Genomic DNA, 14396 nt, shown 5'->3' on the forward strand with positions numbered 1-14396 from the left:
AGAATCATGCCTTGCGGCGCAGGAAGCCGTCGTGGGCGACGGTGATCAGAAGCTTCTGGGCAATGCTCTTATCGATCTCGAATTCCGGATGGTCGCGCAGGTAGGCGTGCAGCGCAGTCTTGGGGTTGTCGCCCAACCCCCAAGGGCGGTCGGTATAGGCATCCGCCGGCATGTCCTCGATCAGCGTGTCGAAGACGACGCAATAGCTTCCGGGCGTGACCACCGGCGCATAGGCCTCCAGTTCGGCAAGCACGTGGGCGTGGGTGTGCATCGAATCGAGGCAGACCAGCACCCGCTGTTTCCCCTCGGCGGCGGTCTGGACCTGCGCGATCACCTCGGGGGCGATGCTCGACCCCTCGATCATGTCGATGCGAGAGGCCATCGGATGGGCCTCGATGGCGGCGCGGTTGTGGGCGCGGATGTCGATGTCGATGCCCAGCACGCGGCGGTCCGACTTGGCGGGGTCCATCGTGGTGCCCGCCTCGATCGCCTCGGCCATGTCGAGAAGCGCCAGCATCGAGGCCGAGAAGATGAGCGAACCACCATGGGCGATGCCGGTCTCGACGATCAGGTCGGGGCGGATCTGCCAGATCAGTTCCTGCATGGCCACGATGTCCTGCGGGTACTGGATGATCGGCCGGCCGAGCCAGTGGAAATTGTAGGAATACTGCGGCCCGGTCGAGGCACGCAGGAAGGCAAGTGCCGCGTCGTTCAGCGGCCGGTCGGCGGCGATTGCGGCGATACGGCCGGGGATCTCGTCCTTGAAGTCAGTCATGTTCGATTCCGATGCAGGTGAATTTGTCGCCTGCCCGGTCGCGGATCTCGGGCAGGTAGTTGCTGTTCATGACCACGATGCGCGCGCCCTCGGGCAGGCGCTGCAGCACCGCCTCGGGCGCCTCGACCATCAGGCCGGTGGCGGCGAGGAAACGGCCCTGCTTGGCCGGGTTGATGTCGATGACGGCGCTGACGGGATGGCCGGCCTGGGCGCGCAGGAGCGAATAGATCACCCCCTTCGACGCGCCGCCCCAGATCACCGAAGGGCCTTCGGCGGCGGTGTCGGCGGCGAGCGTCGCGGTGAAATCGTCCGGCAGGCGCGCGGGATCGGTTGCGTCGCGCACCGGACGGCGCAGGCTGGCGAGATCGGCCACGACATAGAGGTATTGCCCGCCGAAGACGCGGCCCTTGTCGATGATCCGCCCGAACATCCGGTCGCAATCACCGAGGCGGAAGTAGTTGACGTGTTCGTAGAAGATGTCGAACCAGGCGCGGTGGGCGGCGATCCAGTCGAAGCAGGGCACCTCGATGTAGATCAGCCCGCCGCCGCCGTTCGCCCGCGCCAGCCCCTGCAGGAAGGCGACCGGGTCGGGGATGTGTTCCAGCACGTGGCGCAGGATCAGGCCGCGCGCGGCGAGGCCCGCGGCCTCGTCGAAATAGACCTTGCGGATGGCCGGGTTGTCGCCCTCGTAGGTCGGCTCGAAGCCGGTGATGCGGGCGCCCCGCGCGGCGAGCATCTCGAGGAAATAGCCCTTGCCGCAGCCGACCTCGACGAGGTCGTCGAAGCCCATGCCCGCCTCGACGATCCCGGCGACGCGCGAGAGGTGGTCGCGGAACGCCGCGTTGTGGCCCTGCTCGTTCTGGTACTGCGCGTCGTAGACTACCTTCCAGGGCTCGAAGGCGGCATTGTGGACCAGGCCGGTTTCCCCGTCCTCGACCAGGCGCATATCACCGCGCGGCGCGGCACGGGCGGCCTCGGCGCTGTCATACATGCGGTTCTGGAACACCGGCAGGCCGGTCTGGGTGTAAAGCACAGTCTCGCCGCTCATGGCAGGGCCTCCGCTTGCAGGGGAACGCCCACCACGTGGGGCGGATCGAAGAGGTTCTCGAGGCGCGCGCCGAAGCGCAAGAGGTCGCGCCGGCCGTAGCCGTCGGCAATGCGTTCGGCCAGCGCCCGCACCGTCACCGGGCGGCCCGTGCAAATGTTGACGGCGCCGGTCATCCCGCCTAGCGCGACGTCCGCGATCATCCGGCCGGCCTCGGCCACGTCCATGAAGTCGCGCACCTGGCTGCCTGCCGTCATCTCGACCGGCTCTCCAGCCGAAAGGCGCGCGTGCAGGAATGGGACGAGGCGGCGGGGATCCTCCCCCGCGCCGTGCAAATGGAACAGGCGGCACCACGCGAAACTCGCGTCTGTCCCCGCGAACCAGCCCGAGAGCGCGTGGAACGCCGCCGCCTTGGCGCCCGCATAGGGGGTTTTCGGGTCAAGCGGCACGGTGACGGCCAGCGGCCGCCCGATCATCGCGTATTCGAAGCAGGTGCCGATGCCGATTACCCGGCGTACGCCGGCCCGCGCCGCGCCGCGCGCCATTGCTAGTGTGCCGCATAGGCAGTGGTGGTTGAGTGGCGAGGCGAGGTATTCCCCTGGCGTTGCGATCCATGCGAGGTGGATCAATGTGTCGGTGCCGCTCAGCGCGCGCGCCCACCATTCCTCGGTTTCGGCGAACAGCGCGGGGGTGGCGATGGGGGTAACGCCCTCCCGCAGGCCGCCTTCCTGCCCCGGGCGAACGACGGCGCGCAATGGTCGGGTGTCGGCCAGCGCGGCCATGACGTGGCGGCCGACGAAGCCCGTGGCTCCGGTGAGGCAGACTGCTCTGCTCATGTCTCACACATCTCGGGCACGGCGGTGGCGAAGCTCGTGCCCTGCGCCGTCAGCGGGGCAAGCTGCTGGCGTACCTCGTCGGCGATGTTCCACGGCAGGATCAGCACCACGTCCGGGCGGTTCCGCTCCAAGGCCTCCGGCGCCAGAACGGGAATGCGGCTGCCCGGCAGGTACCGGCCGATCTTGGCCGGGGCGGCATCCGCGACGAAGGGCAGCAGGTCGGGTCGCACCCCGGCATAGTTCAGCAGCGTATTGCCCTTGGCGGCGGCGCCGTAACCCGCGACGCTGCGCCCGGCGGCCTTGCAGTCGAGCAAGAAGCGCAGCAGGCCATTCTTCACCGCTTCCGCTTCCGCCTGAAATCCCTCGTAATAGGGCGCGGCATGCATTCCGCGGCGGCGTTCCTCGGTCAGCAGCGCGGCGACGGCGGGGGTTTCTACATGCGCGGCGCTCCGGTGGCAGCCGTAGACGCGCAGGCTACCGCCATGCGTGGGCAATTCCTCGACATCGAAGACGCGCAAGCCCTGGGCGGCAAAGATCCGCGCCACGACAAGCAGCGAAAGATACGAGAAATGCTCATGGTAGACAGTGTCGAACTGCCGGAACTCGACCAGCCGCATCAGATGGGGGAACTCCAGCGTGATCATTCCCTCGGGCTTCAGGCAAGCAGCAAGGCCCGCGGTGAAGTCGTTGATATCGGGCACATGGGCATAGACGTTGTTGCCCGCGATCAGGTCCGCCTTGCGCCCCTCCGCGGCCAGACGGACACCGAGATCGCGCCCGAAGAAGGCGCGCAGGGTCGGCACGCCGACCGCCTCGGCCGCATCGGCTGTGCTGTCGGTGGGCTCGATGCCAAGGCAGGGGATGCCCGCCTGCACGAAATTGCGCAGCAGATAGCCATCGTTCGAGGCGACTTCGATGACGAAACTATCGGGGGTCAGCTGCGCGCGATCGGTCATTTTCGTGCAATAGGCTGCGGCGTGCGCCAGCCAGCCCTTCGAGGTGGAGGAGAAGTAGGCATATTCGGCGCTGAAGAAGGTGTCAGCGCTGGCGAAATCCTCGGTCTGGACCAGATGGCAAGTGTCGCAGACGAACAGGCGTAGCGGGAAATGCAGCTCGGGCGCGTGCAGCGACTCTGCAGAGAGATAGGCATTTGATGGCGGCGCAGCTCCGAGATCGAGGAAGCGGCGGCTCAGCGGCGTCTGGCAGTGGCGGCAATTCATGCGGTGATCGGCTCCAACTCGGCCAGCAGGGGGTTGTTCTGGTCGCGCGGCGAGAGGTTCGCCACGGGCAGTGGCCAGTCAATCCCGACCGCCGGGTCGTCGTAGCGTAGCCCGCCCTCATGTGCGGGAGAGTAAGCCGCAGAATGGCAATAGGTCACCTCGCTGTCCGGCGCCAGCGTCTGAAAGCCATGGGCGACACCTTGGGGCACGTAGACCGCGCTGCGATTGTCCGGCGTCAGTTCGACCGCGCACCACGCCCCGAAGCTTGCCGAACCCGCGCGCAGGTCGACGAGAACGTCGAGGATCGCACCCGCGGTACAGCGCACCAGTTTCGCGTCCGCCGCTGGAGGGCGCTGGAAATGCATACCGCGCAACGTTCCGGCCTCGCGGTTCAGCGAGACGTTCATCTGCACCCACCGCGCCACAAGACCATGGGCGCCAAATTCCTCGGCGCAGAAGATGCGGGCGAAGAGGCCGCGCGCGTCGCCGCGCGGTTCGGGATCAACCCGCCAGGCGCCTTGAAGGGACAGCGGGGCGAAGATCATGGCGCGCCGTACTCCGCAATCTGATCCTGGGTCAGGGCAACCGGATCAGAGCCGCCCAGCATCGCGCGATACCATGCGACGGTCTTCTCGACAGCCTCGGCGAAGGACCAGCGCGGCGCCCAGTCCAGCCGTTGGCGGGCGAGGTCGCTGGCCACGGCAAGGCGTCCGGCCTCGTGCGGGACCGCCCCCCCCGAGACATCCTCCCAACTGCCTGGCCATTTCGACAGCATGGCATCTGCCAACTCTTGCACACTGCGGAAGTCGCCGGGGGCCGGCCCGAAATTCCAGGCTCGGGCAAGTGCGGCGTCACCGTGCAGCCGCTCCGCCAGACGCAGGTAGCCGGCCAGCGGCTCCAGCACATGTTGCCAGGGGCGGACGGCCTCGGGATTGCGCAGGCTGACTGGATTACCAGCGTTCAGCGAACGGATGACATCGGGAACAATGCGGTTCTCTGCCCAGTCTCCGCCGCCGATCACGTTGCCTGCCCGCGCCGTCGCGATCCTTAGGTCGCCGCCGAAGGAGTCGCGCCAACTCGCGGCCAGAAGCTCCGTCGCCGCCTTCGAGGCGCTGTAGGGGTCGCGCCCGCCCAGACGGTCTGCCTCGCGGTAGGGGTGATCCCATTCGCGATTTTCATAGACCTTGTCGGTGGTGACGATCACCAGCGTCACGGGTCGCGCCGCCTTGCCGAGCGCGTCCAGAAGGTGCAGCGTGCCACCGACATTGGTGTCCCAGGTCTCGACCGGCGCCGCATAGCCCCGCAGCACCAGCGGCTGGGCGGCAAGGTGGAAGACGATGTCAGGCTGCACGGTCTCCACCTGGGCGCGCACCGCGTTTGGATCCCGCACGTCGACAAGTCCGTGGTCCATCTTGGACGCGAGGCCGAGTTGGTCGAACAGGGCCGGCGCAGTATCGGGCGCGAGGGCGAGACCCGAGACACCCGCCCCCATCTGGTCCAGCCAGAATGACAGCCACGCCCCCTTGAACCCGGTATGTCCGGTCACCAGAACCCGGCGCCCGGCCCAGAAACCGTTCATTTCCAGATCTTCCATGGCGCCGCACCGTCCTTCCAGAGCTGCTCCAGCGCCTGCTTGTCGCGCATCGTATCCATCGCCGCCCAGAAGCCCGAGTGTTTCCAGTGCGTCAGTTGTCCCTCGACCGCCAGAGATTCCAGCGGCGTGGCCTCAAGCGGGACCTCATCGCCGGCAATGCGGTCGATGATCGAAGGCTCAAGCACGAGGAATCCGCCCGAGACCCAGCGCCCGTCGCCTTGCGGTTTTTCCAGAAAGCGATGCACCCGTGTGCCCTGAATGTCCAACGCGCCATAGCGGCCCGAGGGCTGCACCGCCGTGATCGTCGCCTCGACACCCTCTGCCCGGTGATGCGCGATCAGACCGGCCAGATCGATATCGGCGACCCCGTCCCCGTAGGTCAGGCAGAAGGTGTCGTCGAGATGATCGCGTACTCGTCGCAGCCGCCCGCCAGTCTGGGTATGCTCACCGGTATCGACCAGTGTGACTTTCCACGGCTCCGCATAGCGCTGGTGGACCTGCATCGAATTCTCGGACAGATCGAAGGTCACATCGGACATGTGCAGGAAGTAGTTGGCGAAATACTCCTTGATCATGTAGCCCTTGTAGCCACAGCAGATCACGAAGTCGGTGATGCCTTGGGCGCCGTAGATCTTCATGATATGCCACAGGATCGGCCGCCCGCCGATTTCGATCATCGGCTTCGGGCGCAGGTGCGATTCCTCGCTGATCCGCGTCCCCAACCCACCTGCCAGAATAACGGCTTTCACGTCACGGTCTCCCTTGTTGGGCAAACAGGTATCGCTTTTGGAGTCTGGATTCTACCTCTATTGAGGCGCATCCGGGGTTCTCCGCCTCCATGCGATGGCGCGTGCGAGGCCGTGGTGTGCCGGCGCGGGCAAGGGGAAGCAGAGAGCTTGATCCCGCACCCGTTTTGGGCAAGTTTCCGGGTGGCTCTCGTTCGGCTTTGCCGGGGCATGGGCGGGTTCGGCCGATCGCGCCCCTCTCGCGTGCGAGAACGGCTCTGCGGCGTCTCCACAGAGCCCCGTGCGCAGAACAAAGAGAGCTTCGCGCACCCCGCGGCGGAGGTCGAAGGTTGCGCGCCGCGCAGGATAGTGAGAAGCAACCGCTATGAACGATGCAACGTCCGGAGAAGTAGAAGTGGGCGATGGCCCCGACATCGGGTATGCCGTGCCTGTTCATAACGGCGCGAAGTATCTTGAGGAGGCGCTGTCGTCGCTGGCAGCGCAAACCGTTCAGCCGCGCAAGGTCTATATCTTCGAGAATCACTCGACGGACGCCACTGTCGAGATCGCCCGGAAATTCGTCGAAAAGTACCCCCACTTCGAACTCCGCCCGGCGCCGACATTTCTTTCCGCCGCCGAGAATTTCAACAGAGCGTACGACTGCTTGGTCGATCGGCATGAGTTCTTCGGTCTGCTTGCCCATGACGACGTATTGTCCCCAAACTACATTGAGGCGCTCACACACCGCCTGACCGCGAACCCGAAATCGCTCATGGCGGTCGGTGACGTCGTGAACCTGGCAAACCCCGAGGCCGGCCCGATATGGTTCGACCTCCGCATCCTAGATGCCGGCAGCTATGTCGACCCGAAGCGCGGCTACAAGAGGATCGAGTTTCCGGCGTCCTGGTACTACGGGATCTACCATGGCAAGGCCGCGCGGAATCTGATGGTGCAGTCAGAGGCCCAGTTTCCTTCCCTCTGGGGCGGTGATCGCCTGCAGGTGCTGCACTTCCTACTGCGCGGCCAGTTGGAGTATGCACCGGGAACTCAGTTCATGTGGCGTCCGGGTTCCGACTCCTTTCGGGTATTTGCTGAAAAACGGGCGATCGACATGTTGCGCAGACGATGGGAATACCACTCGATCATGTGGTCGCAAAGGCACTACCTGCACCCGAAAGGTATCTGGCAGAAGCTTGCCTTGTGGCAACTCTGCTTTCACACGTCTGCCCGCGACACCTATCGACTGGAGCCGCTCCTACTGGGCAAATACCGGAAATATCACGAAATAACATAGCTCCGTCGCACAGATTCAAGGTTTCGAACGCCCCGATGTTCGGGGCGAAGATAACCGAGATCGTCTGACTTTACCTCGACCCGCTGAACCGCTCGGTCGTGCTGTGCGTGGCTGCGCTCGATCGGCCCGTCTTCGGCGTGCATGCCGAGCCATGGTCATGTTGGTCGCCGGGCGCCCGCACAGATGCGACGCCACAGCAGACGGTGGCCCCGTCGACATACCCTGCAACAAAAGGGGTGAACTTCTTCTGTATCCGTCCGGCGTGACCGCCGTTGACGTTCAACTTGGCTGCCAGTTCCAAGGTGCGAGTTCGTCGATGCGGTTGATCTTGTGATCGGCGATGTGGGTCAGCACCCAGGTCAGCCAGGCTTCCGGCTCGACGCCGTTCATGCGTGCGGTTTCGATAAGGGAATAGGCGATTGCGGCAGCCTTTCCGCCGCCTTCGGAGCCCATGAAGAGATAATTCTTCCTTCCGAGAGTCAGCGGTCTGATTGATCGCTCACAGATGTTGTTGTCCAGCTCGAGCTGGCCGTCTTCGAGATAGGCCCGCGCCTTGGGCATGCGGCCGAGGGCGTAGCGAATGGCCTCGGCCAGGCTGGTTTTCCCCGATATTTTCGGCAGCTGCTGCTTCAGCCAGGCCTCCAGCTCGTCGAAGATGGGCTTGGCCCTGGTCTGTCGCAGGGCGACGCGTTCGTCGGGCGGCCCGTAACGCGCGTCCTTTTCGACGGCATAGAGCCTGGCGATCCGTTCGATGGTTTCCTTGGCGATCGTGGAGCCGTCGCGTTCGAAGACATCCACAAACTTGCGCCGCACATGCACCATGCAGGCTTGTTCCGTGGCCAGCCCTTCACCGAACAGCCCGTTGAAGCCGGTGAACCCGTCGGCATGCACGATGCCCGTGTAGCCCTTGAGATGGGCGGCGGGATGTTCGCCCTTGCGATCCACGCTGAACCGATACCAGGCGCAGGGCGGGGCCTGGCCGCACCATGGCCGCTCATCTCGGACATAGCTCCACATCCGCGCGGTCCGGGTTCTGCCGGTCTTGCCTCCGATCTGCATCTTGACCGGGGTGTCGTCGGCAAAGAGCGTTGGACCGGCACGCGCCAGCTTGCCGATATGGTCGGCCAGAGGTTCCAGGAGTGCCGTCGATCGCCCGACCCAATCGGTCAGCGTCGAGCGGTGCAGATCGACCTTCTCGCGGGCGTAGATCCCGGACTGGCGGTACAAGGGAAGATGGTCGCAATATTTTCCGACCAGCACATGGGCCAGCAGGCCGGGGCCGGCACGCCCGCGGGTGATGGGGCGGCTCGGCAGCGGCGCTTGCGCGAAGGCCTCGCAGCAGGAGCAGGCCATGCGCGGGCGGATGATTTCGCGGACCACGAACCGCCCCGGGATGTAGTCCAGTTCCTGCGTCACATCCTCGCCAAGGGTCCGCAAGGTCCCGCCACAGTCGGAGCAGGTCTCGCCCGGAGACAGAACCTCGGAGTGCCGCTCCAGGTGGTCGGGCAAAGGGGCACGGCTATGTTTCCGTTTGCCGGGTTTGTCTTCATCGACCTGATCGTTACCGGCACCAGTCTCGCCCTGCTGGTCGGCAGCGGCTGCGGCGATCTCGGTCTCCTCCTGAAGATCCAAATGCAGCTGGTCCGCACTTTCGGATTTCGAGCCGAACCGCGCCTTGCGATGACCCGCCAGCTGATGTTCCAGCTTCTCGATCTTCAGCGCCTGGGACCTGGCCAGATCGCGCAATTGTTCCGCCACCGCACGCAGTTCGTCGGGGTCGGATGGCAGGGTTCCGGGCGTCTCCAGCATGGCTGGATTTATACCGCCGGGCCGCGCACAAGGGAAGCTTATGATGCTGGAGTCTCTGACAAATCTCCGGTCGTGAGAGGGCGCCAGGGCTTCTGCGGCATGCGCCAGTCAATGCCTTCCAGAAGCATTGCCAGCATCGATGGACTGAGGCTGACTTTGCCGTCCTTCGCAGCCGGCCAGACAAACCGGCCCCTCTCCAATCGCTTGCTGAATAGGCAGGCTCCCTGCGCATCCCACCAGATGATTTTCAAAAGATCACCCCGGCGCCCGCGGAACACGAACAGGTGGCCTGAATACGGGTCTTCCTCGAGCGTCTTCTCGGTCTGTGCGGCCAGCGTGTTGAACCCGCGCCGCATGTCCGTCACCCCGGCCGCCAGCCAGATCCGCGTGTTGCTCGGCACCGGGATCACGTCATCAAACCCTGGACCAGCCCCAGCACCGACGAGAGCTGCGTCGGCCGCTCCACCACCACCCGCCGCCCATCCGACAGCGTGATGTCGACCCGCTGCGCGAGAACGGGATCCCCCGTCGGCCCGTGCGCCTCAAAGTCAGATCCTGAACCAGGTTCGGCGGCCACGCCGGTGATCTCGACCGGCAGAAAGAGAGTCTCATCCTCAAGGTCACCAGACGCGTCGACCTCGGCCGGCGCGAAACGCGGATCCCGCAGCCACGTGAAAATCAGGTTAGAGTTCATCGCATACCGCCGCGCAACCTGCGCCACCGATACGCCGGGCGCCCGTGCCTGCCGGCAGATCGAGCGCTTCTCCTCGTCAGACCAGAACCGCTTCCTCTGCCCTTTCTTGCCCGCCATCGTGTGCCTCAAGATGTCCATTATCGATCATGGACATTATCGGCGGCCAGCTCCCAACGTCAGTGCGGCGACAACGGACGGATACCTTCTTCTGTGGAAAGTTCCTTCTTCCCCGCGTCGCTCCTTCAAGCACGTCCAAGACAGCAAAGTTGAGATTTTCACAAGAAAGGCTTTTCGATTTTCACCAGTGGTGGATAATTTTCCTGTCGGACATCTTTTACAGGAGAGACCGACATGACGAAACATGCCGACCTGATCAACAAGGACACGCTCGCAAAGATGCGGGCAACGTTCGCCGACTTGCCCCCGAAACTCAAGATCCAGTTCACGCGTCGCGAGGCTATTGCCGAGATGGCCGACGATATCCGGCGCGCACGCGATGAACTGGGCTATTCGCTGGAAGACATAGCCCGGATGCTGGCCGAGCATGGACATCCAATCAAGCCCGCGACGCTGCGCGGCCACGGGAGGCATTGGCTCGCCGTCGCGAAGCAGACGGGCGACGATAGTGTGATTAGGCAGCCTTAGGAGGGTTGCTGCTGAGACCTCGGGGCCGAGCCATTCGGCCAGCAGGGCAGCGTCCTTCGGGCCGACGCGGAAGACTGCGAGGTTGCCAGTATTCCCGAGGATCGCATGCGCGACGTCTCCAGCGCGACCGTCGATCTACGCGACGGACTGGTTGGCGAGCACGATCGAAAGGCCATATTTCCGAACTTCCGCGAGGGCCTCGGCCAGGACGCTGACGGCCCCGTAAGTCTGGAACTCGTCCAGGATCACCCGCGTTATTCGACGCTCGTTAAGGGGCAAACGGGCTCTTTCCATACCTGCGCCAGCCTTCGATGCCGTCGAGCAAACCGGCGCGCACGCGCGGCCTCTGCGCCCACAAATGACCAACACGGTTGCCCTAGACCCCCTCTACTTGCCCTACCGCGGGGCCCCCAACTTCGCTCTGAACCGCGCCCTTGTCGGGTTGTGCGAGGCGCGGATCGAGGTCGACCTGACGATAGACATCGCCTCCTTCGAATTGGACGCCTCTCACATCCGGGCACTCACCGGTGCCCAACAGCAGCTCGTCGCTGGGGCCTACGCTGGGGAGCCAGGAAACCGGGTGCGGGCGAAGGTTTCCCGCACGGGCGCAGAAGCCCGGCCGTGTGGACATCGCGGCCGGGCTCCATTTGTGGTACCTATGTCGTCAAGAAGCGCTGGCGCCGCCCGAGAAGTCGTGCAGGATCATGTTCATGCGGGCGAGACCAGCGGTGGTCACGTCTTTTTCCTGGCCTTCGAGGGTGATCCGTTTCCCGGCTTCGGCCGCGACCTTGAGCAGCAGCGAACCCGATCCGCATGTCGGGTCGTATGCGGTGGTTCCGGCAACGGTGTTTTTGGGTGAGATCCCGATCACCTTGGCAATGATCCGGCTGACCTCCGACGGGGTGTAGAACTGCCCCTTGCTCTTGCCGCTTTCGGTCGCGAAATGGCGCATCAGGTATTCGTAGGCATCGCCTAGAATATCGTCATGGTCCGCGCGGTTCTTCGCGAAATTCAGATCTGGGCTTGAGAAGATGGCAATCAGACGACCAAGCCGGTCAACACGGTCATTACCTTCGCCAAGCTTGTTCGGATCGTTGAAGTCAGGGAAATCCGTTCGCGCCAGCATCTCATTGGCATCAACAAGCGGCTGAATGACCTGCGTATTGATCAGATCGCCAATATTCGGGTTTCCCGTAAGGGCGGCCATATCGTTGAAGCTCGCGCCTTTCGGAATGACAATTGGCGGCTCGAGATCATCACTGTCCCCATATTTGTCGGACACGTATTTAATGAACAGCATGAAAAGGACGTAGTCTTTGTATTGACTGGCATCCATTCCTCCACGCAGCTCGTCACACGATGCCCAGAGCGAGGAATAGAGATCTGATTTCTTCACTGCCATTGTGTCTTTTTAGCCCGATGTCGTCGAAGAAGACCATTAAGGGCTCTTCGGAATGATTGTGATTTTCCGCGCCAGAATAGCGATCGAGAGCGCTGCCTTCCAGAGCCAACTGCCATGAAGTGCCAGTGGCTTACGTTGCGAGAACGCTGTGGCAGCTACGAGTGTTCGCGGTCGAGCTCGAAGGCTACACCTTGGTTTAACCACTCCACAGGGAACGGCTCCAGCACCCGCGCCAGTGTCAACTCGGGCCCCTGCCTTCCGTCCAGGATCGCATCAACGATGTCTGGAGCCAGCAGTGTCAGGCGCAGGACGCGTGCCATGTAGGTGAAGGCAATGCCCTCGCGCTCGGCCAGTTCGGAAATAGACGCGAACTCGCCCGATTCCAGCATGCGCTTCCAGCGGAAGGCGCGGGCGAGCGCCTTGATGAGGGTGTTGTCGGTTCGGCGCTGAACCGGCGCGCCGTCGGGAAGCTGCACCTCCTTGCGACCGCCGCGCTTCACAACGCAGAACGGGACGTGGATCGTGACGAAGTCGGGGGTGGCGGTCGGTTTCATGCGACTTGTTCCCTATTGCCCGCCATCATCTCACGCGCGAGCCCGTGGAGCCCGTCCACCCGCAACCGGATGTCGAGCCCCTCGGTGCCGATATCGATATGTTCCACCAGTAGGGCCACGATGCGGGCCTGCTCGGCGGGGAAGAGTTCGTCCCACAGCGGGTCAAGCTGCTGCAGCGCGGTGCGGGCGTCGACTTCGGTGATGTCGTCGGCGTGAGCGCGTGCCGCCTTCCATGTCCCTACAACGACCTCGGGCTGGCGGAACACGGCGCGGAGTTGGTCAATGACGGCGGCTTCGATCTCACCCGCCGGAATGCGGCCGATGGGGCAAGACCCGGCGCCATGCTTCAATACCGTCTGGCTGACGTAGTAGCGGTAGAGCTTGCCGCCCTTGCGGGTGTGGCTCGGCGAGAACGCCGCGCCATCCGGCCCGAAGATTAGCCCCTTCAGCAGCGCCGGCGTCTCGGCGCGGGTGCGCGCGGCGCGCTTGCGGGCGCTTTCCTGCAAAATGGCGTGGACGCGGTCCCACGTTTCGCGGTCGATGATGGCGTCGTGCTCGCCGGGATAGCTCTGCCCCTTGTGCACCGCCTCGCCTATGTAGGCGCGGTTGTTCAGCATCCGGTACAGGTATTTCTTGTCGATCCGGTTGCCGCGCGGGGTTCGGATGCCGCGCTTCGCGACCTCGCGCGCCAGTTCCGTGCCCGAGCCGATCTCGAGGAAGCGCGCGAAGATCCAGCGGACATGCTCGCCACGCTCATCGTCGACGACCAGCTTCCGATTCTCGACGCGGTATCCGTAGGGCGGCACGCCGCCCATCCACATCCCCTTCTTCCGACTGGCGGCGACCTTGTCGCGGATGCGCTCGGCGGTGACCTCGCGCTCGAACTGGGCGAAGCTGAGCAGGATGTTCAGCGTCAGCCGGCCCATTGAGGTGGTGGTGTTGAAGGACTGCGTCACAGAGACGAAGGTCACGCCGTTGCGGTCGAACACCTCGACCAGCTTGGCGAAGTCCGCGAGCGACCGGCTGAGCCGGTCGATCTTATAGACCACGACGACGTCGACCAGCCCGTCCTCGATATCGGCGATGAGCCGATGCAGGCCGGGCCGGTCCAGCGTCCCGCCGGAGATGCCGCCGTCATCGTAGCGGTCGCGCACGAGCACCCAGCCTTCGGAGCGCTGGCTGGCGATATAGGCCTCGCAGGCCTCCCTCTGCGCATCAAGCGAGTTGAACTCCTGCTCCAGCCCTTCTTCCGAGGATTTCCGGGTGTAGACGGCGCAGCGGCGCTTGATCTTCACCTCCGTCATGACCGCCTCCGCGATTTCAACCCGAAGAACACCCAGCCATTCCAGCGCGTGCCGGTGATGGCGCGCGCGATCGCCGAGAGCGACTTGTAGGGCCGCCCCTGCCATTCGAAGCCGTCCGTGGTGACGGTGACGACATGCTCGAAGCCCTGCCATTCGCGGATCAGCCGCGTACCGGCGATGGGCATGGCGTCCGCCCGGACGCGGCTCTTCTTGCGGTCGCCGCCGTCAAGTTCTTCACCCAGTCGTTCCAGGCGGTTCACCGTCTCCGGTTTCAACCCGCCATAGGCGAGTTCCTGGATGCGATAAGCCAGACGGCTTTCCAGGTAACGCCGGTTGAAGGGCGGCGGCTCGCTATCGAACAGATCGCGCCACTGGGCCTTCAGTTCCGGGGTCTTCATGGTCTTCAGCGCGGCCAGGCGCGCAGGGATGGGATCGTGGGTCGTCATGCGGTCCTCCGTTCGGTTGGACCTGCACTACCGCTCTGGTCGAGTGAGTTGTG

17 protein-coding genes are annotated in these 14396 nt (G+C 64.3%); 2 read left to right on the forward strand and 15 right to left on the reverse strand.

Going from position 1 to position 14396, the window contains the following annotated elements:
• Positions 1–4 precede the first annotated feature (4 nt).
• From BLV97_RS07245 to rfbF, 7 genes are read right to left on the reverse strand one after another with little or no spacing between them, the layout of a single operon-like run.
• The gene (locus tag BLV97_RS07245) at positions 5–775 is read right to left on the reverse strand and encodes a cephalosporin hydroxylase family protein (RefSeq protein WP_035843770.1); all 771 of its coding nucleotides are present in this window, start codon (positions 773–775) and stop codon (positions 5–7) included.
• Positions 768–1823 carry a class I SAM-dependent methyltransferase gene (locus tag BLV97_RS07250; protein WP_035843768.1) on the reverse strand — a complete coding sequence of 352 codons (1056 nt, stop codon included), beginning with the start codon at positions 1821–1823 and terminating at the stop codon, positions 768–770. Before BLV97_RS07250 ends, BLV97_RS07245 begins: the two co-directional genes overlap by 8 nt.
• Positions 1820–2656: an NAD-dependent epimerase/dehydratase family protein gene (locus BLV97_RS07255; RefSeq protein ID WP_035843765.1), complete on the reverse strand. Its 837-nt coding sequence runs from the start codon at positions 2654–2656 to the stop codon at positions 1820–1822. The genes BLV97_RS07250 and BLV97_RS07255 overlap by 4 nt, the downstream gene beginning before the upstream one ends.
• Entirely contained in the window at positions 2653–3876 is a 1224-nt protein-coding gene (locus BLV97_RS07260) for a class I SAM-dependent methyltransferase (protein ID WP_051646124.1), read from the reverse strand. Before BLV97_RS07260 ends, BLV97_RS07255 begins: the two co-directional genes overlap by 4 nt.
• Positions 3873–4421, reverse strand: a complete 549-nt coding sequence (rfbC, locus tag BLV97_RS07265; RefSeq protein WP_035843763.1) for a dTDP-4-dehydrorhamnose 3,5-epimerase — start codon at positions 4419–4421, stop codon at positions 3873–3875. The genes BLV97_RS07260 and rfbC overlap by 4 nt, the downstream gene beginning before the upstream one ends.
• Positions 4418–5470 carry a CDP-glucose 4,6-dehydratase gene (gene rfbG, locus BLV97_RS07270; RefSeq protein WP_244520983.1) on the reverse strand — a complete coding sequence of 351 codons (1053 nt, stop codon included), beginning with the start codon at positions 5468–5470 and terminating at the stop codon, positions 4418–4420. The genes rfbC and rfbG overlap by 4 nt, the downstream gene beginning before the upstream one ends.
• Positions 5452–6219 (reverse strand): glucose-1-phosphate cytidylyltransferase, encoded by a 768-nt coding sequence (gene rfbF / locus BLV97_RS07275; RefSeq protein WP_035843761.1) that lies wholly within the window; start codon positions 6217–6219, stop codon positions 5452–5454. Before rfbF ends, rfbG begins: the two co-directional genes overlap by 19 nt.
• 361 nt (positions 6220–6580) lie before the next feature.
• Here rfbF and BLV97_RS07280 point away from each other — a divergent pair, with 361 nt between their 5' ends.
• A complete protein-coding gene (locus BLV97_RS07280; RefSeq protein WP_092163993.1) occupies positions 6581–7489 on the forward strand; it encodes a glycosyltransferase family A protein in 909 nt (302 codons plus the stop codon).
• 279 nt (positions 7490–7768) lie between these two features.
• Here the strand turns inward: BLV97_RS07280 and tnpC are convergent, their stop codons facing one another.
• From tnpC to tnpA, 3 genes are read right to left on the reverse strand one after another with little or no spacing between them, the layout of a single operon-like run.
• Positions 7769–9298 (reverse strand): IS66 family transposase, encoded by a 1530-nt coding sequence (tnpC, locus tag BLV97_RS07285; protein WP_035843758.1) that lies wholly within the window; start codon positions 9296–9298, stop codon positions 7769–7771.
• A gap of 38 nt (positions 9299–9336) precedes the next feature.
• Positions 9337–9708, reverse strand: a complete 372-nt coding sequence (tnpB, locus tag BLV97_RS07290; RefSeq protein WP_035843756.1) for an IS66 family insertion sequence element accessory protein TnpB — start codon at positions 9706–9708, stop codon at positions 9337–9339.
• The gene (gene tnpA / locus BLV97_RS07295) at positions 9705–10109 is read right to left on the reverse strand and encodes an IS66-like element accessory protein TnpA (protein WP_035843799.1); all 405 of its coding nucleotides are present in this window, start codon (positions 10107–10109) and stop codon (positions 9705–9707) included. The genes tnpB and tnpA overlap by 4 nt, the downstream gene beginning before the upstream one ends.
• Positions 10110–10343: 234 nt before the next feature.
• Between tnpA and BLV97_RS07300 the strand changes: the two genes are divergently transcribed.
• The gene (locus BLV97_RS07300; RefSeq protein ID WP_035843753.1) at positions 10344–10637 is read left to right on the forward strand and encodes a hypothetical protein; all 294 of its coding nucleotides are present in this window, start codon (positions 10344–10346) and stop codon (positions 10635–10637) included.
• A 135-nt stretch (positions 10638–10772) separates the two neighbouring features.
• On the opposite strand, the gene BLV97_RS21765 is transcribed toward BLV97_RS07300, so the two are convergent.
• From BLV97_RS21765 to BLV97_RS07325, 5 genes are all read right to left on the reverse strand, one after another.
• Entirely contained in the window at positions 10773–11006 is a 234-nt protein-coding gene (locus BLV97_RS21765; protein ID WP_280138174.1) for a type IV secretion system DNA-binding domain-containing protein, read from the reverse strand.
• A gap of 295 nt (positions 11007–11301) precedes the next feature.
• Complete coding sequence (locus BLV97_RS07310; RefSeq protein ID WP_210184772.1) at positions 11302–12039, reverse strand: class I SAM-dependent DNA methyltransferase; 738 nt, start codon at positions 12037–12039, stop codon at positions 11302–11304.
• Positions 12040–12194: 155 nt separating this feature from the next.
• Positions 12195–12593, reverse strand: a complete 399-nt coding sequence (locus tag BLV97_RS07315; RefSeq protein WP_035843750.1) for a hypothetical protein — start codon at positions 12591–12593, stop codon at positions 12195–12197.
• Positions 12590–13897, reverse strand: a complete 1308-nt coding sequence (locus BLV97_RS07320) for a recombinase family protein (protein ID WP_035843748.1) — start codon at positions 13895–13897, stop codon at positions 12590–12592. The genes BLV97_RS07315 and BLV97_RS07320 overlap by 4 nt, the downstream gene beginning before the upstream one ends.
• Positions 13894–14343, reverse strand: coding sequence for a DUF2924 domain-containing protein (locus tag BLV97_RS07325; protein ID WP_035843747.1), 450 nt, complete (start codon positions 14341–14343; stop codon positions 13894–13896). Before BLV97_RS07325 ends, BLV97_RS07320 begins: the two co-directional genes overlap by 4 nt.
• Between the last annotated feature and the right edge of the window lie 53 nt (positions 14344–14396).

This window comes from Allgaiera indica (genome assembly GCF_900106675.1).
In the GTDB taxonomy this organism is placed as follows: Bacteria; Pseudomonadota; Alphaproteobacteria; order Rhodobacterales; family Rhodobacteraceae; genus Acidimangrovimonas; species Acidimangrovimonas indica.